Source organism: Pseudomonas sp. E315 (genome assembly GCF_055406205.1).
Genome location: NZ_JBUZPJ010000019.1, coordinates 1 through 19,109, shown reverse-complemented (window position 1 = coordinate 19,109; position 19,109 = coordinate 1). Strand labels below are relative to the sequence as shown.

Here is a 19,109-nt window from a genome sequence, read left to right as displayed (position 1 = left end):
GGCTTTAACATCCATTAAATTCATTTTATTCATAAGCTAATATTCTTATCTCTCATGAAAAACGATGATCTCGACGCTTTTGTGTCTGTGGTGCGCTGTAAATCGCTCTCGGTAGCGGCAGAACAGCTGGGGCTGACGCAATCGGCCATTACCCGGCGCGTGCAAAATTTTGAGCACAATTTGGGGGCGCAATTGCTTGATCGCCAAACCAAACCGTTGAAACCCACCGCGATGGGCCTGCGGGTTTATCAGCAATGCTGTGAAATCCAGCAAGCTTTGCGGGCTCTGCAGGCGCTGGTGCATGAGGATGGCGACCCCAATGGCAGGTTTCGTCTTGGGGTGCCGCAAACCCTCAGTGACTGGCTGTTGATAGAGCTGGTGAATGCCCTCAAGCAACGCTTTCCGGAGCTCAATACTCAAGTCAGTAACGGCTGGGGCAATAATCTGCTGGAGCGTTTGCAAGAGCATGACCTGGATGCGGTGGCGGGGCTGTTTGCCAGCGACAAAGTGTTTCCCGCCCACTTGTTGGCCCACAAAGCGACTGACGTGCCTTTGTTGGTGGTGTGCAGCAAGGATCAGCCAGCGCTGAATTCGCTGGCGGCGTGCAACGCACAGGGTTGGATCCTTAACCCGGATGGCTGCGGTTTGCGCCATAACTTGCAGCAATGCTTGGCCGCTCAAGGCTTAAGCTTGGCGCTTAATCTGGAAACCTTCGGCAGCCAATTGCAGTTGGGGCTGGTGGCAAAAGGTTTGGGTTTGGGGTTGGTGCCTGCGCCGCTGCTTGCTCAAAGCCAGCTGCGACACCAGTTGCGAGTGCTCACCTTGACTGACTACGCGCCTACGGCCGGGCTGTGGCTGGTGCAACCTGAGCACTCGGGCAACTTGCAGCAAGCGCTGTCTTACCTGCAGGGCCAACTCCGGGTGTTGGGCGATATACAGCCAGAGTCATCGACTTAACTTGCTAGATACGCATAAAGAAAAGATAAAAAACTCAATTTTTAGAATATTAACTTATAACTTTTAGGCCTTTCATTTCTCGCTTTTATGCGTTCAGTATGGGGTTACTTAATCAGGCGACGCATGACGAAGCCTTAACCCCTGCAACGGCCACGACTCCACCGGACTACCGGACGATTTCAGCCTGCCTCTGAACCAGGTGTGCTCCGATGAATGTCCGTGTACTTCCCCCTCCACCTAGCGTGCTGGCTGCGGCTACTTTTGCTGAGCGCCTGCAACGCTTGGAACGCCTGACGCAACAGTTCGCCCAGCGTGCAGCCGCTCACGATAAAAGCGGTGAATTCACCTTTGAGAATTTCGCCCAACTGCATGCCGAGCAGTTACTTGCCCTGACTGTTCCCCGCGATCAAGGCGGGCTCGGTTTTGGGCTGGCCGAAGCGGTGCAGGTCGTGGGCCAAGTGGCTCAAGCAGATCCCTCAACGGCGCTGACGTTAGCCATGCAGTATCTGCAACTGCACAGTTTGAATACCCGCGCGCATTGGCCTGCGGCGGTCAAACAGCAGGTGCTGAGCAGCGCGGTCTTAGAGGGCGCGCTGATCAATGCTCTGCGCGTAGAGCCGCAGCTCGGGTCGCCATCGCGTGGCGGCTTGCCCAACAGCATCGCGACCCGCACCGAACAAGGCTGGTTACTCACGGGCAGTAAGCAGTACTGCACCGGTAGTCACGGCCTCACCTGGTTTAGCGTATTTGCCCGAACTGATGATCCATCGCCGCTGTTAGGCAGTTGGCTGGTGCATAAAGACACGCCCGGCATCCGCATTATTGAAGACTGGGATCAGCTCGGCATGCGCGCCACTGCCAGCCATCTCATTGAGTTTGATCAAGTGCTGATCCCCCTTGAACGCGTGAGCCGACTACGCCCAGCCAGCGATCCTGACAGTCGCAGCGATCTGGACAGCAACGGCCTGTTGTGGATGAACAGCCTGTTAGGTGCGCTGTACAACGGCATCGCTCAAGCCGCACGTGATTGGCTGGTGCAGTGGCTGCACGAGCGCCAACCCAGCGGTTTGGGGGCCTCCTTGGCCACTTTGCCGCGTTTTGCACAACTGGTGGGGCAAATCGACAGCCTGCTGTTAAGCAACCGCAGCCTGTTAAACAGCGCTGTCAGCGGACAGTTGGCAGAGCACGAGTTTTCGCAGCTCAAATACCTGACCACTGACAATGCCATTCGCGCGGTGTCCTTGGCTTTGGAAGGCAGCGGCAATCCGGGCTTGGCCAAATCCAACCCGCTTGAACGGCACTACCGCAACGTGCTGTGCGGTCGGGTACACACCCCACAAAACGATGCCGTTTTGCTGAGTTCAGGTCAAACCGCATTGCTCCTCTCTGTGCTCAATAAGGATCTGCCAGCATGACATTCAACGCTCAGTTATCTCGTCGCCGCATGCTGCAAATGGGGGCCACGCTGGCCGCAGGTGCCGGTTTTTCACGCTTTTCTTCAGCTCAGGAAGGCCATGAACATCACGCGCCAGAAGCCGCCCCTGCGAGCGCGTTCGACCTGAACAGCAATGCGTGGGCGTTGCCTGAACCCCGCAAAATTCGGTTGGCCACCAACCTTAACGCCATCTGCCTGGCGCCTGTTGCCGTGGCCGACAGCCAAGGCTTTTTCAAGCAGCACAATCTGGAGGTGGAGTTCGTTAACTTCGGTAACTCCACCGAAGTGTTGCTCGAGTCTTTGGCGACCGGTAAAGCCGATGCCGCCACCGGCATGGCGCTGCGTTGGCTGAAATCATTGGAGCAGGGCTTTGATGTCAAGCTGACTGCCGGTACTCACGGTGGCTGCTTGCGCTTGATTGGAAACACCGATGGCCCACAGAATTTTGCCGCGTTAAAAGGCAAAACCATCGGTGTGACCGACATGGCCAGCCCGGATAAAAACTTCTTCTCGCTGATGCTCAAACGCAACGGTGTTGACCCTAACCGTGATGTGGACTGGCGCCTGTACCCGGCCGACTTGCTGGGCACGGCCCTTGAAAAAGGTGAGATTCAGGCCGCCAGCGGCTCAGACCCCATGATGTACCGGCTGCGTGATCAACCCGGTAAGCGCGAAATCGCCACCAACATGGTCGATGAATACGCCAACTTGAGCTGCTGCGTGGTCGGTGTCAGCGGCAAGTTGGCTCGTGATGAGAAACCCGTCGCCGCAGCCATTACCCACGCCATCCTGCAAGCCCACGCTTGGGCCGCCAACAACCCACAAGTGGTTGCTGAGCTGTTCCAGAAATATGCCTTGAACACCAGCGTTGAGGAAATACGCGGCATCCTCGGCGAGCATTCCCACAACCATTACTCAGTTGGCAAGGCCTTCGAAGTCGAAATGGCGGTGTACGCCCGCGACTTGAAAAACATCGAGGTGCTGCGTGCCAGTACTGAGCCTTTCCAGTTTGCGGAGAGTATCCATGCCGACGTATTCAGCTGAGTTAAGTCGTCCGCTGCCAAGGCTTGGCTTTAGGCCTTGGCGAGTAGGGCTGATTGCCGCCGCGGCTTGGGCGGGCGAAGCCCTGCTGGTCAGTCAACTCCCCAATGCCATACGCGCATGGCCCTACAGTCAGGCATTAAGCAATGCCAGTTGGTTGGTAGCTTTACTACTCGCGGTATGGGCCTTGAGTGGCCTTGGTAAACAGGCGCAACGCAGCGGCCCTTGGCTGATCGCGTTACCGGTGTTGTTGGCCATTTGGCAACTGCTCACCGCTAAGTTTGCACTGTTACCCGTGCCATTTTTTGCCCCGCCGCAAGCGTTGATCGAGGTGTATGCCGAAGACTGGCCGCGCCTATGGGAAAGTCTCTGGCACTCACTGTGGTTGCTCAGCTTGGGCGTCGTGCTTGGCGCCAGCGCCGGGTTTGTCAGTGGTGTAGCCATTGGTTGGTCGCAGCGCATTGGTTACTGGGTGCATCCGGTGCTGCGTTTGCTCGGGCCGGTGCCATCTACGGCGTTGCTGCCGGTGTGCTTTTTTATCTTCCCATCGAGCTTTAGCGCCAGCGTGTTTTTGATTGCATTGGCCAGTTGGTTTCCGGTCACGATTCTTACTTGGTCTGGTGTCGTCAGTGTCGATAAAGCCTATTACGACGTAGCCCGCACGTTGGGGGCCAGTGAAAGGTTTCTGATCTTTCGGGTCGCCATCCCGGCAGCACTGCCGCATGTATTTGTCGGTTTGTTTATGGGGTTGGGCGCGTCCTTTTCGGTGCTGGTGGTGGCGGAGATGATGGGTGTTAAAGCTGGCCTTGGTTGGTATCTGCAATGGGCTCAAGGCTGGGCTGCCTACAGCAACATGTACGCCGCGCTGATTGTCATGGCGCTGCTTTGTTCGGGGCTGATCAGCCTGCTGTTTTTCGTGCGTTCGCGTGTCTTGTCTTGGCAAAAGGGAGCCGTGCAATGGTAAGCCCACATCCTGTTCGTGAGTTGGCCCACGGGCTGACGCTGGACATTCGCGGCGTCAGTCATGCCTTCGATCTGGGCAAAACCAGCCTCCCAGTTTTGAATCAGGTGGACTTGCAGCTTAAGGCCGGTGAAAGCGTGGCATTACTGGGCCCGTCCGGCTGCGGCAAATCCACCTTGTTGCGTTTAATTGCCGGGTTGGAAACGCCACTGCAAGGCCAACTGCTGGCAGACGGCCAAGCCATTGGCGCGCCGAACCCTGAGCGGGTGCTGATGTTTCAAGACCCGACCCTCTACCCGTGGCGCACCGTGTGGCAAAACGTAGCGCTGGGCCTGCAAGCCCGCGGCTTGCTTGGCCAGGAACATGCCCGCGTCGATGAAGCCATCGCCACTGTGGGTTTGCAGGAATTCCGTAACGCTTACCCCCATCAGTTATCGGGTGGCATGGCACAACGTGCTGCGCTCGCTCGTGCCTTGGTTAACGAACCCCGGTTGCTGTTGCTTGATGAGCCTTTGGGCAAGCTTGATTCACTGACGCGCATCACCATGCAAAGCGAGCTGATCCGCCTGTGGCAGGCCCGTCGTTACAGCTCGTTGCTGGTGACTCACGATGTAGAAGAAGCGCTGCTGCTGTGTGATCGCGTACTGGTCTTCAGCCCGCGACCAGCGCGCATCATTGCGCAGCTCAAACTTGATCTGGACTACCCACGTCACCGCGATGAGCCCGAGCTGGTGCGCTTGCGCCAAGAAGCCATGCAACTGCTGGGCCTCGGTAAAAACTGGTAAACACAAGGACAACCCCATGAGCATCGAAATACTCGGCATGATCGGTCACCGCCTCAGCTCGGAAACTATCGCGCCTGTCGGTCCAGTGCTGGATAAGGACTACATCACCCGTTTCGCCCAAACCCACGAACAGGCCGGTTTTGACCGTGTGCTGGTGGGCTATTGGTCAGATCAGCCAGACGGCTTTCTGGTGACTGCGTTGGCGGGTCTGGCAACCAAAAAGCTCGGCCTGCTGCTGGCCCATCGTCCCGGTTTTATTGCGCCAACCTTGGCGGCACGCAAGCTGGCCACACTGGACCATTTGTTGGATGGTCGCTTGGCCATCAATGTGGTCAGCGGCGGTAACGACGGCGAGCAACGTAAGGACGGTGACTTTAGCGAGCATGACCAGCGCTACGCACGCACCGATGAGTATTTGGATGTACTCAAGCACGTGTGGACCGCAGAGCAGCCGTTCAACCATGACGGGCACTTTTATCAGGCTGAGCAAGCTTTCTCGCAGATCAAATGCGCGCAGCGCCCACACATCCCTGTGTACTTTGGCGGCGCCTCACCGGCGGCACTGAACGTAGCGGCCAAGCATGCTGACGTGTACATGCTGTGGGGCGAGTCCTTGGCACAAACCCGCGAAATCCTCAGTCGTGTCAAAGCGTTGGCCGCGCAGCGCAAGCGTCAACAGAGTTACAGCCTATCGTTCCGCCCGATCATTGCCGACACCGAGCAAGCGGCTTGGGCCAAGGCTGATGAAATCCTTGAGCAAGCCCGCGAGCGGCAGAGTGCAACAGGGCCTGCTCTTGCCATTAAGCCGCAGAGTGAAGGGGCCAAACGTTTGATGGAAACCACCAAACTCGGCGAGCGGGTGGACAGTTGCTTGTGGACTGGCATCGCCAAGTTGGTGGGCGGTGGGCAGAACTCCACTGCCTTGGTGGGTACGCCCGAACAAGTCGCGGAGGCCATCGCCGAGTATTACCGCTTGGGCGTGGAGCACATCCTGATGCGCGGTTTTGATCCGCTCAACGATGCTGGCGCCTATGGCGAAGAGCTCATCCCATTGATCCGCGCGAAAACCCAAGCCATCCGCCAATCCAAAGCGGGTTAAGCACTGGCGCACATTCGTCTGTATGGCGTCTGTGCGCATCCGCGGTGCACTCTGATTCAAGGAATCACCATGAAACTACTCGTAAAACTGAGCCTGTCGTTGATCATCGGCTATAGCGGTTGGGCGTTAAGCGCCCCGCCTGTGCAACTCAAAATTGCTGATCAAAAAGGCAACATGCGTGCGCAGCTTGAAGCCGCCGATGCCCTTAAAGATTTGCCGTACGAGATTCAGTGGTCGGAGTTTCCTGCGGCGGCACCCTTGGCCGAAGCATTAAATGCAGGTGCTGTGGATGCCGGCATTATTGGTGATGCTCCTTTGTTGTTTGCACTGGCTGCGGGTGCGCAGGTAAAAGCCATTGCTGTGGATAAATCTGATCCTTTCGGCACCGCTTTAATCGTCAACGAAGGCTCCTCGCTTAAAACAGCCCAAGACCTCAAAGGGAAACAAATCGCCACGGGACGGGGCTCAATCGGCCATTTCGTGGCATTGAAAGCCTTGGCACACGCTGGGCTGACTGAAAAGGATGTGAGCTTTCGCTTTCTTGGCCCGGTGGACGCCAAAGTGGCGCTGGCGAATGGCTCGGTGGACGTTTGGGCAACGTGGGAACCCTACACCGCGCTCGCTGAAATCGCCGGAGATAAAGTGCTGATTAATGGGCGCGGCTTGTGGTCAGGCAACAGCTTTTTAGCCGCCACCGATGCGGCCCTAAACGATCCGCAAAAACGCCGGGCCTTGCAGGACTATTTAAATCGTTTAAGTCAGGCGCAAGTCTGGGCTAATCACAATGTTGATGCTTACTCAGCAACGTTGGCGAAGATCATCGGCTTCCCTCAGGAGGCGGCCAAATTGTCCTTTGCCCGGCGCCAATTAGCCTGGCAGGCCATTGATCCGGCCACCATCGAGCAGCAACAAGCCACCGCCGATTTCTACCACGCCCATCAGTTGATCGCCGCGCCATTAAATGTGCAAAGCACCTTTGCCAGCGGGTTTAGCATCCCCGCCTTAAACGCCGCTCAATAGCTTTCGACAGAACGCACTTAATTTTTAACGGAGTTAGTGATGTCGTTTTCACCTAAACGTCTTATCGGTTTACTGGTCGGCTGTGGGGAAACCTGGAAGTCGCAACCGTATTACAAGCCAACCAGCGCCGCAGTTACGCCATACGCCCCGTGAAACTGGAGGCACTTGGTGAACAACAGAAAATTGCCGACGCGTTCTACCGCGAAGGCTTACTGCCTAAAACGGTCAACGCCCGCGATGTACACATCTTCACGCCCTAAACGGCACATGGTCTCAGCTTGGTTTTCAACCAGATTGAGCGCTCTGACTAAGCCTGATTTCATGCCGGGTGTTGCACGATGGCCCAGCCATTTAAGTTTGCAACCCAAGAACTCCAAAAAGCTCTAGAGATCGCTATAGCCGCTAATGCCCTGTATTCACTGGATTTAAGGCACAAAAAAAGACGTCCGTGGACGTCTTTAGGGCCGGGGTAATTTGAATTCGAGCTGTAACGTGTTGTCTTTCCGCAAAAAGCTAAGACTCAGTTTCTTTGTTGGAATACCTAATGGAATACTGTTTACTCCAGCCAATACATTAGTACGAAATACCTAGGCTTGAAGCGCAAACTGAAACCTGGTTTGCCGTGCGGCTTCGAAAAACCTGAATACTGGTAGCGGAGCGTTATTTAACGGCTGTCAGCCGATTGGCGGACAGCCGCCTGGAAACCTACTACCGCAAGCTTGCAAAAAACTATGTCGAGATGCTCACATTGGGCCCCTCACGGCGTTATCTACAACAATCGTACTTTGCCTCGAGCCCGTCTCGGAAGCCCCAGCAGCCCACTTCGCATGCGACCCGCTTGGACAAGAATGAGCTTTAGGGCGCTGAGGAAATCAATGTAAAACTAGCGGCTATTACAATAGTTACCGCCGTTTACGAAGTCAAAGAAGCCGATGATTACTTGATCCGCTCGACGCGGGGCGTCTATGCATTGGAGCATCTGTTGGGCTACTTGGGGAGGCAATAATCCCGCGGTGCGGAGAGTTTGCTCTTCAACGTAGCGAGGCCATACTGTGCCGTCGACAAGTTGGATCAAAAGTAGGAAGGTGCGATTTGTTGGAGTCGACGCGGAAATTAGATTAACCGCCAGGCATGGTTGCTCATGGACTCTAGTAATTCGTCCCTCTGACGGTCGGGCATCTGTAGGTGGTTCAAAGTAAGAGGTAGCGCTGAATGTCCTGCCAAGCTGGTCCACCCAGTGAAAAATTCCTGAGTAGATCGTGGTGGGTACAACGACACTGTTTCGGCGCCTGTTCTCCTGGGTTTGGTTCGGAAACATCTGCTGTACGATGGCGGAAATGTTTGGATATGCGCCGAAGCGAAAATCGCGGGCCCCGCCTCCTGTATCCGCATCGTTGGATTCCGCGTTGATTTTGCGAAGATCGCCAGGAACTATCTCTTTGTACAGAATACGAGCAACCTGTCCTGCTGCGTTAGCCATAAAACTGAACTCCTTTTTCGTCTTTTTCGACCGACCCGGTCCCTAACTTCAAAAACACGTAGCGTTAGCTTCTAACGCGTGAGGGTATTTTTCTCGATCTGGCTACTCTATTTATATCCGTTTGCGGGGCGTTTTGCCATCACTGCGGGCACTGTTTCTTTCGTGATTTTTGACCTGCTCTGGTCGAGTCGCGGGATTTAGAGCAGCCCGTCATGGATGTGCGCAGCGACAGCGATTCTTACGTCGGCGAGAAGATGCGCCAGGTTTACGTACTTTGTGTTAATCAACGGCGGTAGGATCAATGCCCTCCGGCAGTCGATCAGGGAGGGTATTACCTTGGTCATTAATCTCATTGGCCGGTCCGCGACAACCGCATCATTTGATTGAAGAGATCAGCTCCTCTCTCCTTTCTCAGTCACTTCGGTAAATATGAGAGTGAGCTTGGCCGAAATCTTCTTTCTGGTGAGTGGTAGATCTCCGCAAAGCGCCACGATGGCCATCCTCCTTTCATCGTAGGACGCCTTCGGCTTGATCCGTTACGCCACTCCCCGGGACGCGATCCGGTATAACTATTTGATTTCTATTAAGGGGGTGACAGACTGCTGGATGCATGTACAATAACGCAATTGCACAGACAGTTGCGAGGCGGCCGTATGCGATTTACTGACACCAAAAGCGAGACCTTGAACCTTCGAGTTTCCCCGGCCTTCAAAAAAGCATTAAAGGAGGCCGCAGCTCGCGAACAGCGCAGCATGGTTAACATGCTAGAAGTGCTACTTGGTGACTACTGCGGCCGCCAAGGCATCACCCTTACTGGCCATAAAGTTAATTCTCCAGTTCCAAAGCGTAGGCGTTCAGAAAGTAGAGCGAATGCGGGAGCCGGAGTATGACTTTCCGATACATCGGCTCCAAGTCCAGGCTCATCGGTCAGATCAAAGCACACATGGGCCCCCCTAAACCGGGCGCATTCTTTGTGGACGGCTTCTGTGGCACTGGTGTGGTGGCTGAGGCTGCTGCTGGCTTAGGATGGAACGTGCGTATCAATGACAGTTTGCGTTCCGCGGTGATTTCCGCGGGAGCACGATTGATCAGTGGCGATCAAGCAACTTTTAAGAAGCTGGGTGGCTACACCAAGGCCATTGCCAAGCTCAATGCGACCAACGCTAAGCATGGTTTTATGTGGCGCGAGTACAGCCCTGCATCGGTCGAAACGTGCGGGCTTGAGCGGCGCTACTTTACCCAAGAAAACGCAGCACGAATCGACGCCATGCGCGCGCTGATCGCTGATTGGGTGGAGGCTGGGACCATCAATGAGGTAGAAGAGCGCCTGCTCATAGCAGATCTCTTTGGCGCTTTAAATCGAGTGGCTAACATCGCTGGTACCTTTGGCTGCTTCCTCTCCAAGTGGACCAGCCAATCGCAAGACAAAATTGCTATGCGCTGCCGTGACCTTAAAGATAGTAGCGTGCTTGTTGAGGCTACGGTGGGCGATGTGTTCGACGTGCCGAATGCTGCGCATGACCTAGTATATTTAGACCCCCCTTACACAAAGCGTCAGTACGCGAGCTATTACCACATCCTTGAAACAGTGGCCCTGGGTGATGAGCCTGAGGTCGAGGGTGTTGCGGGGCTTCGACCTTGGAAGAGCCTAGCTTCGGATTTTTGCTACAAGACCCGTGCACTTCAAACGCTCTCGCGCCTCGTGCATGGCTTGCGCGCTCAAAAGGTGTTGCTCTCATACAGCAGTGAAGGTCACATTGGCATGCTTGACATTAAGGCTGAGCTTTCGAAGATCGGCGTGTTCACTATGCATCCTCTTGGTGCCATTGGTCGATACCGCCCTAATAAGGTGGCTAGCAGCACTGCGTCTGACGTGAACGAATTTTTGGTTGCCGTTGAACGTACTACGGCCAAGCTTTCCGAAGCTCAACCTAAGGTTGTTACGGTCACCAAACCCATACTCTTGGAGAGCTTTGCATGAGTGCACCTCGTCCCGTTGAAGCAGAGTATCTAGCCCCAGTAGAAGCAGCTCTCACAGCGACTGTTGGCAGAGGTTGTGGTCCTGACAGCTTTGAGCTTCGGCTGCAAATTTTGGAGGCTGCTTCAGCGCGTTTTGGGGGGTTTGACCTAGCGGAGTTTCACGAGGCTTTTGGGGTTAAGAGTAAGCACTCAGCAGCAGAGCTCTTAGAGATTGCGACACCAGTGGCAAATGCGATTGAGCGCTCGCCGATTCATCCTGCTATGGCACTGAGTGCCTTGGCACGTGAAGTCTTGCACGAACAAGATCGAAAGAACACGGGCGCATATCACACAGACTTTCGCCTGGCTACTCGCTTGGCTAAGCTTGCTGCTCCCAAGCTCACACACAAGAGCAAAGTGATTGACCCTGCGAGTGGTGCTGGAATTTTGCTGGCAGCACTGACCCATGCAGTGTGTGGGTTGGACCGAGCCAAGACGGCATATTGGCTGGCTCACGGTGTTTGTGCCGCGGATCTTTCGGAGAACTCTTTGCGTGCGGCATTGCTCGCGCTTGCGTCGTTCACTGATGACGTATCGGCTCTTAAAGCTATGCGTGCACGTTGGTTCTGCGGCGACAGCTTGATGGCTGAGCGCAAGGTCTGGACCGATATGGCTCCTGAGGGGTTTGATGCGGTGATTGGCAACCCACCTTGGGAAAAGGTCAAACTATCACGGCATGAGTTCTTGAAGTCCTCTGGCACCAAGCGCCACTATGGGGCCCAAATTGATGGGTTCGATGAAAAGAGGTTTGCCCAGCAGCGTGATGAGATAGCGATCTACTCTAGACGCCTGTTGGTCCGCTACCCTAACTTAGGTAATGGGGAGCCCGATCTTTACATTGCTTTCACTGACCTCTTCTTTCAGCTCTGCAAAGGTCAGGGTGTGGTGGTTGCATTGATCCCTGGCGGGCTTATTCGCTCGCAAGGTACTCAAACCATGCGCCAGAAGATTTTTGATGCGAGCCAAAGTGTGTCGTTGTCTATCATCGATAATCGTGCACGGTTCTTTGCCATCGATACGCGCTTTAAATTTTTGGCCGTGGCTCTCACGAAGGCGGGCTCTGAAAAAAGTAAGCGTGAACCCATCACCCTCTTGCACGAACGAGGCACCCCTACGGGCTTGGAAATCACGGGAACCGCTGCCATTGGCCGAACAGCACTGGCGAGGGTTCGAGACGATTTGAGCCTGCCTGAGGTTCGTAGCGTGTCCGAATGGAGGCTCTTCTCGAAGATTGGAGAAGCAGGTATCTCGTGGGAGGAGCCTGGCTATGGCTGGACCCCAAAGTTTTGCCGTGAAGTTGATATGACCAAGGAACGCCAAAAGTTCCTGGCTCGTCCAACACTTGGTGCTCTTCCACTTGTGGAGGGCCGCATGGTGCAAGCGCATCGTTTTGGCGTTAAGGGGCACGTGTCTGGCAGCGGTCGCAGTGCGTTGTGGGAGGCCTATTCCATTGGAGGCTCACTCCTCTCTCCCCAGTTTTGGATTCGCCCCTCCGATATGCCTCGTGCGAATCAGCACCGTATGGACGTGGTGCGGGTTGGCTTTTGCGACATCGCGGGTCAGACCAATGAGCGCTCGCTAATGGCCTCATTAATTCCTGCCGGGGTGATCTGTGGCAACAAGGTGCCTACGATCCTGTTCCCTGAGGACCCTTCGGAAGAACGGTTGCTTGTATGGGTATCCATCGCCAACAGTTTTGCCTTTGATTGGATGCTTCGGCGCGTGCTTACTACTACCGTGAACTATTTTCTGCTGCAAAGCGTGCCCATGCCAAAACTTGCCAAAGACGGCTTGCCTTGGAAGAGGCTGGTGAGTGCTGCACGCGAACTACGTAAACTGGATACTGCCGGTGCTAGCCGTGAAACCTACGAGCGCATGGCGCATCTTCGTGGGGAGATTGATGCGGAGGTGGCTGTGGCATATGCGCTATGTCTAGAGGACATGGAACTAGTGCTCCAAGACTTCCCGCTTCTTGATCGTGGACAGGTAAGATTGCCTGGCGAGGCTAAGTCCACAATTACCGTAGATAGCGTTTTGGCTGCAATGGCAAAGCGCACAGGAAGCCAGTCTGCAGTTTGGTCGCAGCGCGTGATAGAGGCACGTGCATTGGGGGCTATGGCTTATGTGCCCTCAGAGCTCGCCCTAGGAGGCGAGGAAATCGAACAAGGAACGAAAAGTCATGGCTAGTGAGGCGGGGCACGTTGCCCGAATTCTCTACAAAGAGATTGTTGAGGGTGATCGAAGGAAAGCCGATGCAGAGTCGAATGACTCAGCTTCTGGCGGAGGAGCCCGAGATTTTCGGTTTCCCTATGAGTCGGTATTGCCAGCGGTAGAATTGATTTTTCCAGAGAAAATACTTCGGCGAGATAAAGTAGTGCATCAGGGGGCCTTCTTTTGGCGAGATCCAGGCTCAACACAGGTTGTATCAAGAACAGCCGAATTTATGTCGCCTACGAGGTCTCGGCCGACTGAAGGCTGGATTTCTCAGGTGCCGAAATTCTCATGCTTTGATACAGATCGAATACCACGAGGTGGCGTGGGGAACCGCGTTTTGCTGCTCTTGATTCAGCTTCACGATCAATCTGTGTGGCCACACTTCGCAGAAGAATCGACTCTTCGAGTAAAGGGAGCTTGGGATCCTTCAGTGGCTCAAGAGCTACTGAGTTGTTTGGATGCACGGCGAGCTGCGAACCGGGCTGTGATTGGTTACATCGACTTCACAAAATCGCGTAGGTTTTGCAATGGCAAGTGAAGGCTGCAAGAAGGCATTAAAGCTACTGGCACGCTCGCGCAACGTACTGCTGTCGGGCGCTCCTGGCACAGGCAAATCGAAGCTTCTGGCAGAGGTCGCATTGGCCTTTGAAACGGCCTTCGGCCTTGCTCCCGCAGGTGGCGCTCCGAGGCTCAATCCTTTGGGTGGCATCCCAATCCCACCCGCTGCCGGAGCTGTTAAAGAGATCCCCGCACCCACTAAGATGGATCGTAAAGTTTTTCGAACGGTCTTTCATCAGAACTCCAAGTATCGCGATTTTTTATCGGGTATAACGCCAGCAGTTAACAAGGTGGCAGGTGCCCCTGATTTCACCATCGTAAAAGGCACCCTCTACCGTGCCAGTGAGCATGCGAAGGGCGCCGCCGGGGCCGCGCTCTTGATTATCGATGAGATTAACCGGGGCCCTGCTGTGCAGGTGTTTGGTGGTGCCATCGTGGCCATTGAGTCCGACAAACGTTTGGCCTCTGATGGCGCCAAACGTGCCGAAACGCAATTTTTTGAAATGCTCGATCCCGTCTCTGGGGATGTGATTGAGTATGCTTTGCCTCATGACCTCTACATTCTGGCAGCTATGAATCAGGCCGATGCGTCTGTAGAACCCTTGGATGTGGCGTTCTTGCGTCGTTGGGAGCCTTTGCGTCTGGAGCCCGATGAAGCGGTGTTACGGACATTTTATGGTCTAGGTGAAGAGGGGGCCGACGCATTGCCTGATGCGCCTACCAACGTGAGTGTTGCCTTGGAGGGCTCGGTTCGCGCCTGGGTTTCTGTCAACGCGCAGATTACCTTGGGGCGTGGCCCTGAGTTTCAGATTGGACATGGCGTACTAATGTCGGATGTGAGCCCGCAAACACTGAGCCTAAGCGAAACTTTGAGCACGCTGTGTATAGGTTGGGCAAAGGTGCGTGCACACGTGGAAGAGGTGTTTTTCGGGGATACTCGAGGCATTGCCGCAGTTCTTAATGCGCTTGATGGACCCGTCTATAATCCATTCAAACTCATCGAGACTACCTTTGCGGATGACTTGCGCTTCCGTCTTGAAGGGCCCACGAATTTTGCCGAAGACAATATCTACGCAACTCTCAGAGCATTTGCTCATCCCAGGGAGTAGCGCGTGGCTCTCATCCGAACAAGGCTGTCCCTCATTGAGTACGGTACGCCGGTTGACCTGAGCCGTGCGATTGCTGATGCGCTTGGACTAGATCGTGCAAAAGCCAACAGCCTTTTATTGGAGGCAGGGAATCGTGCTGCGTCAAGTCTGAGGCTGAACTATAACCCCATTATCGTGAGCACCAAGGGGACACGTGCAATCGATTTTGCAGGCCTCATCCGCTTGGCTCCTTCACTGGAGCTAGAGGTTGCGCCTAAGTTTTTGGGGCTCGATGACAGAGATGCTGCGTGGCGCGAGGATTTCTTTTTCCTCTCTACCCTTTCGCGACATGGGCGGCTCTTGGCTTCCGAGCGATTATCAGCTTCAGGTGGTACTCCAAGGGATTTGTCAACTTTAGTCGCTCGTTCCATCACTAGCATGTACGAGGCCCATAAACGTCGGCCACTACGCAGCTATCGGAGAGTGCGTGAAGCAGACTTTTTCATCGATGGGGATCCTGATCCGGTAGAGCTCATCTTTCCTTCACCTGATGGCTTTGAACAAGAACTCATCCGGTTTGATCGTAAAAACTATTGGAACGGGGACATCGTCGCAGCGGCCAAGGTGTTACTTCCTGAAGTAAGTGACCCCGCGGTTGCAAGTTCTCTGGTACGTTTAATTGAGGACCTTTCGCCTCAGAACTTAGCTTCTAATCGTCGAAACCCTATTCCTGCTCGTCACCGAGCATGGAAGCCGCTGCATGAGCTGTCTGTAGATGTTCTTGGAGGCCTGGGGCTTAACTATAAGCAGGGGCAGGCCCATGCACCTGGTTATTTAGTGAAAACATGGCGCGTATGGGAGGACGTGTTAACGTTGGCCGCGCGATTGGGATTCGGTCGCAACGCTGTAGTTTCCCAGCATGGTTATCCCTTGGGTTCCAAGACAAAGATGGATACTGGGGCAGTCAGCCAGCTTTCAGTTTATCCAGACTGTGTGATTGAGTCTCATGGAACAAGGCCTAGGATCCTGCTGGATGCCAAGTACAAGGGGCATGTGGAGAAGGGACAGTTTCGGATCAGTGAGGCTGACATCTACGAAGCTCTAGCCTTTTCCACTGCAACTAGATGCAACTTGGTGGCACTAGCCTATCCCGCACAGCCAGATAATGCCCCTCAGCCCGTAGGTACTTGCACAATCTTTGAAAAGGTTGTGGTGGGGGCGGTGCAAATCGTGGGTATTCAGATCGAAAGCCGTTTAATTTCTAGGCCGGGAGCTCTCAAGATGTTTGCCGCAAACATGGCTTCTGGAGTGGCTACATCCTTTATTTGATTAGTTTGAAATAGCGGCTGGGCACTGTCAAGAAATTAGAAAAAGCTCTTGCTAAACCTACTAAAAGCTAATGCCTCCGTTCCTCGCGTTCTAAAACGTTTAGAAGTTGCTCCATAGAACCTAATTCGAGACAAGAGCTTATGGCTATGGTGGTATTTACGGCGCGCAGCTATACGACAACAACACTTCGTACTCTTCAACCTAAATTTCCTGGGGCAGTCACTCAAGGTTGCGGTACAACCACGAACAGGGCTCCTGGCCTTTGAGCCTTCGGGCGTGTTGCTGAACAAGTTCTTGCGTCCAATAATAAAAAGTCTGATCGCACGCTCGGCAATGCTTTTTCCCATTGGCAAAACCGACTTCGGTGTAGCGCACCTACTTGTTCCAGTTGTTGACGCCGAAGAGAATCGAGAGCTCAGCATCTAGGGTCAGGTAGCCGGGTTGAATGTGGAGGTTGGGGGAGTGGTTACTTAGTATTGAGTCAACGGAACGTAAATTTGGCGCTGCAGATCGGAAAAAATGCCCCCTTACGTCATGGTCGTGACACTACACAATATCAGAAATGTGCTTAGCGATTGGGTCACCGATATCAGCACTACTCCTGGCTCGCGATCAGGAAAATTCAATGTAAAAACTTCTTCCACATTGCCAATGTGATCCCTCTAGAGCTGGTTAGGTGAAAGAAAGATAGAGATGCGCGAAATGCTGGCACTTTGTATCCTGCTGACCGGTTTCACCCCCTTGCCCGAGCACACAGCTCGACGCGGATGTAATTTTTCAAGGATGTCGAAATGAAAGCTTCAGAAGCCAAATTCCTGGATTTTCTTAAGAAATCCCCGCAATTCGTCATCCCTATTTACCAACGCACCTATTCCTGGACATCGGATGAATGCCAGCAGCTTTGGGACGACGTACTGCGCGCCGGCCAGGACGATCGGGTGACCTCGCATTTCGTCGGCTCCATCGTGTACGTGGAAAAAGGCTTGTCGAACCTGATGAGCGTCGAACCGTTGCTGGTGATTGACGGACAGCAGCGTCTCACCACCCTGACGCTGCTGCTCACTGCCCTACATCACTCGCTAGAGGGTTTCCCTCAGGGGGAGCGGGAACCGCTGGACGGCTTTGCACCGCGCAAATTGCGCAACTGGTACTTGATCAACGATGAGGAAGAAGGCGATCGCCATTTCAAATTGTTGCTCTCACAAACGGACAAGCAGTCGCTGATTGCCTTGGTGGATCAACGTGATCCGCCCAAGGAGCAGTCCCTGCGCATCGCGGAAAACTTCGGCCTATTCCAATCGCTCATTCGCGCCTGTGGCGACAACCTGCTGCCCCTGTGCAAGGGCCTGGCGAAACTGGTGGTGGTAGACATTGCCCTAGACCGCACGCGGGATAATCCGCAGTTGATTTTCGAAAGCATGAACTCCACCGGCCGCAAGCTGAGCCAGGCCGACCTGATTCGTAACTTCATTCTCATGGGCCTGGAGCCCAGCCAACAAACCCTGCTTTACAACGAATACTGGCGCTCCATGGAGCTGGCGTTTGGCCAGGAAGCATACGGCCAGTACTTCGACGGCTTTATGCGTCATTACTTGACGGTCAAGACCGGGGAAATTCCGCGCCTAGATGAGATTTACGAAGTGTTTCGGCTGTACAGCCGCAAACCGGCAATTGCCAATTTGGGAGTGGAGGCACTGGTGCGCGATATTCGCGACTTCGCCCGCTACTTCTGTGCCATGGCCCTAGGGTCGGAAACCGACCCGCAGCTGAAAGTTGCCTTCCACGACTTGCGTGAATTAAAAGTGGATGTGGCCTATCCGTTTCTGCTGGAGCTCTATCACGACTACGCCAATGATCTGCTGCCTCGGGAAGACTTCCTCAAAGTCGTGCGTCTGATCGAAGGTTACGTATTCCGCCGGGCGATTTGCGCGGTACCCACCAACTCGATGAACAAAACCTTCTCGACCTTCGCCAAGGCGCTGAAAAAGGATCGCTATCTGGAAAGCGTACAGGCGCATTTCCTCACGCTACCTTCTTACCGGCGTTTTCCCACCGATGATGAGTTTCGCCGAGACTTTCAGACCCGCGACCTGTACTACTTCCGCAGCCGCAGTTACTGGCTACGTCGCTTTGAGAACTTCGGGCGTAAAGAGCGGGTAGTAGTAGATGAATACACCATCGAACATATCCTGCCGCAAAATGAAAATCTCTCCAGCACCTGGCGTGAGGAGCTGGGTGAAGACTGGGCCAGGGTTCAGGAAACCTGGCTGCACACTTTGGGTAACCTTACGCTAACCGGTTACAACAGCGAGTACAGTGACAAGACCTTTAGCGAGAAGCGCGACATGGCCGGCGGCTTTCGCGACAGCCCGCTCAAGCTCAATGCTGACCTCAGAACCTTGCCTCAATGGAATGAATGCCAGATCAAGGCTCGGGCAGAACGCCTAGCCAACAATGCCCTGGAGGTGTGGCCTGCACCGCTGCTAGAGGACGAGATTCTTTCTCTCTACCAGCAAAAGTCCCAAGGTACGGGGTACAGCATTGAAGATCACCCACAGCTTCATGGCGGCAAGACTCTGGAGTTGTTTGAAGCCTTCCGCACTGCGGTGTTGGCGTTGGACCCATGCGTGAATGAAGAGTTTTTGAAGCTGTACGTGGCGTATAAGGCAGAAACCAATTTTGTCGACGTGGTGCCCCAGGTCGGTCGCCTGCGCTTAGCGCTAAATATGGAGTTTGCACAGATTCACGATCCTAAGGGGCTGTGTCAGGACGTTACCGGGCTCGGTCGCTGGGGCAATGGCGATGTATCGGTGCTGTTGGACTCACTCGATGGCCTGCCATATGTGATTGGGTTGGTGCGCCAGGCTCTTGAACTTCAGATGGGTAATGGAGCAGATGCATGAGTAACTTCGCAACCGTTGAGATCGCCTTTTTATTGAGAAATCCTTATCAGTAACGATTAACAAACCATGGATCAATTGTAGAAGCTCAGACTTCATCTGACAGTTACAGGATTTGAGGTCGTGACTGTCAGGTCAAATTCAGTTGATCATCTTGGCCTGCCAGATTTTCTTTCCGTCCTCAAATGTCTCAGCCGGCGTCCGGCCACAACACATTTTTCCC

13 protein-coding genes and 1 pseudogene are annotated in these 19,109 nt (G+C 54.3%); 13 read left to right on the top strand and 1 reads right to left on the bottom strand.

The features are described from left to right. The first annotated feature begins 54 nt into the window (after window positions 1-54). From ACZRJQ_RS20460 to ACZRJQ_RS20425, 8 genes and pseudogenes are all read left to right on the top strand, one after another. On the top strand, window positions 55-957 hold the full coding sequence (locus ACZRJQ_RS20460) for a LysR family transcriptional regulator (protein ID WP_463980120.1): 903 nt from the start codon (window positions 55-57) through the stop codon (window positions 955-957). A 209-nt stretch (window positions 958-1,166) separates the two neighbouring features. Further along, window positions 1,167-2,372, top strand: a complete 1,206-nt coding sequence (locus ACZRJQ_RS20455; RefSeq protein ID WP_463980119.1) for an acyl-CoA dehydrogenase family protein — start codon at window positions 1,167-1,169, stop codon at window positions 2,370-2,372. Continuing rightward, window positions 2,369-3,436: an ABC transporter substrate-binding protein gene (locus tag ACZRJQ_RS20450; RefSeq protein WP_463980118.1), complete on the top strand. Its 1,068-nt coding sequence runs from the start codon at window positions 2,369-2,371 to the stop codon at window positions 3,434-3,436. The genes ACZRJQ_RS20455 and ACZRJQ_RS20450 overlap by 4 nt, the downstream gene beginning before the upstream one ends. Beyond that, window positions 3,417-4,397, top strand: a complete 981-nt coding sequence (locus ACZRJQ_RS20445) for an ABC transporter permease (protein WP_463980117.1) — start codon at window positions 3,417-3,419, stop codon at window positions 4,395-4,397. Before ACZRJQ_RS20450 ends, ACZRJQ_RS20445 begins: the two co-directional genes overlap by 20 nt. Beyond that, the gene (locus ACZRJQ_RS20440; protein ID WP_463980116.1) at window positions 4,391-5,179 is read left to right on the top strand and encodes an ABC transporter ATP-binding protein; all 789 of its coding nucleotides are present in this window, start codon (window positions 4,391-4,393) and stop codon (window positions 5,177-5,179) included. Before ACZRJQ_RS20445 ends, ACZRJQ_RS20440 begins: the two co-directional genes overlap by 7 nt. Window positions 5,180-5,195: 16 nt before the next feature. Beyond that, entirely contained in the window at window positions 5,196-6,278 is a 1,083-nt protein-coding gene (locus tag ACZRJQ_RS20435; RefSeq protein WP_463980115.1) for an LLM class flavin-dependent oxidoreductase, read from the top strand. A 69-nt stretch (window positions 6,279-6,347) separates the two neighbouring features. After that, entirely contained in the window at window positions 6,348-7,298 is a 951-nt protein-coding gene (locus tag ACZRJQ_RS20430) for an ABC transporter substrate-binding protein (RefSeq protein ID WP_463980114.1), read from the top strand. 65 nt (window positions 7,299-7,363) lie between these two features. Continuing rightward, window positions 7,364-7,558 (top strand): annotated as a pseudogene (locus ACZRJQ_RS20425) (ABC transporter substrate-binding protein); the annotation flags it as partial. Window positions 7,559-8,181: 623 nt separating this feature from the next. Here ACZRJQ_RS20425 and ACZRJQ_RS20420 read toward each other — a convergent pair. After that, complete coding sequence (locus ACZRJQ_RS20420; RefSeq protein ID WP_463980113.1) at window positions 8,182-8,778, bottom strand: hypothetical protein; 597 nt, start codon at window positions 8,776-8,778, stop codon at window positions 8,182-8,184. An 886-nt stretch (window positions 8,779-9,664) separates the two neighbouring features. Between ACZRJQ_RS20420 and ACZRJQ_RS20415 the strand changes: the two genes are divergently transcribed. The 5 genes from ACZRJQ_RS20415 (at window position 9,665) to ACZRJQ_RS20395 (ending at window position 18,889) form a co-directional block, all read left to right on the top strand. Beyond that, entirely contained in the window at window positions 9,665-10,759 is a 1,095-nt protein-coding gene (locus ACZRJQ_RS20415) for a DNA adenine methylase (protein WP_463980112.1), read from the top strand. Beyond that, the gene (locus ACZRJQ_RS20410) at window positions 10,756-12,984 is read left to right on the top strand and encodes an Eco57I restriction-modification methylase domain-containing protein (RefSeq protein WP_463980111.1); all 2,229 of its coding nucleotides are present in this window, start codon (window positions 10,756-10,758) and stop codon (window positions 12,982-12,984) included. Before ACZRJQ_RS20415 ends, ACZRJQ_RS20410 begins: the two co-directional genes overlap by 4 nt. A gap of 554 nt (window positions 12,985-13,538) precedes the next feature. Next, entirely contained in the window at window positions 13,539-14,678 is a 1,140-nt protein-coding gene (locus tag ACZRJQ_RS20405) for an AAA family ATPase (protein WP_463980110.1), read from the top strand. Window positions 14,679-14,681: 3 nt separating this feature from the next. Continuing rightward, window positions 14,682-15,986, top strand: coding sequence for a 5-methylcytosine restriction system specificity protein McrC (locus tag ACZRJQ_RS20400; RefSeq protein ID WP_463980109.1), 1,305 nt, complete (start codon window positions 14,682-14,684; stop codon window positions 15,984-15,986). 791 nt (window positions 15,987-16,777) lie between these two features. Next, on the top strand, window positions 16,778-18,889 hold the full coding sequence (locus ACZRJQ_RS20395) for a GmrSD restriction endonuclease domain-containing protein (RefSeq protein WP_463980108.1): 2,112 nt from the start codon (window positions 16,778-16,780) through the stop codon (window positions 18,887-18,889). The last annotated feature ends 220 nt before the right edge of the window (window positions 18,890-19,109 follow it).

Excerpts from the sequence above, each read along its gene's own strand:
- ACZRJQ_RS20460 (WP_463980120.1), top strand. The coding sequence starts at position 55 with ATGAAAAACGATGATCTCGACGCTTTTGTGTCTGTGGTGCGCTGTAAA.
- ACZRJQ_RS20430 (WP_463980114.1), top strand. The coding sequence starts at position 6,348 with ATGAAACTACTCGTAAAACTGAGCCTGTCGTTGATCATCGGCTATAGC.
- ACZRJQ_RS20420 (WP_463980113.1), bottom strand. The coding sequence starts at position 8,778 with ATGGCTAACGCAGCAGGACAGGTTGCTCGTATTCTGTACAAAGAGATA.
- ACZRJQ_RS20395 (WP_463980108.1), top strand. The coding sequence starts at position 16,778 with ATGAAAGCTTCAGAAGCCAAATTCCTGGATTTTCTTAAGAAATCCCCG.
- ACZRJQ_RS20415 (WP_463980112.1), top strand. The coding sequence starts at position 9,665 with ATGACTTTCCGATACATCGGCTCCAAGTCCAGGCTCATCGGTCAGATC.
- ACZRJQ_RS20405 (WP_463980110.1), top strand. The coding sequence starts at position 13,539 with ATGGCAAGTGAAGGCTGCAAGAAGGCATTAAAGCTACTGGCACGCTCG.
- ACZRJQ_RS20455 (WP_463980119.1), top strand. The coding sequence starts at position 1,167 with ATGAATGTCCGTGTACTTCCCCCTCCACCTAGCGTGCTGGCTGCGGCT.
- ACZRJQ_RS20440 (WP_463980116.1), top strand. The coding sequence starts at position 4,391 with ATGGTAAGCCCACATCCTGTTCGTGAGTTGGCCCACGGGCTGACGCTG.
- ACZRJQ_RS20445 (WP_463980117.1), top strand. The coding sequence starts at position 3,417 with ATGCCGACGTATTCAGCTGAGTTAAGTCGTCCGCTGCCAAGGCTTGGC.
- ACZRJQ_RS20450 (WP_463980118.1), top strand. The coding sequence starts at position 2,369 with ATGACATTCAACGCTCAGTTATCTCGTCGCCGCATGCTGCAAATGGGG.
- ACZRJQ_RS20435 (WP_463980115.1), top strand. The coding sequence starts at position 5,196 with ATGAGCATCGAAATACTCGGCATGATCGGTCACCGCCTCAGCTCGGAA.
- ACZRJQ_RS20410 (WP_463980111.1), top strand. The coding sequence starts at position 10,756 with ATGAGTGCACCTCGTCCCGTTGAAGCAGAGTATCTAGCCCCAGTAGAA.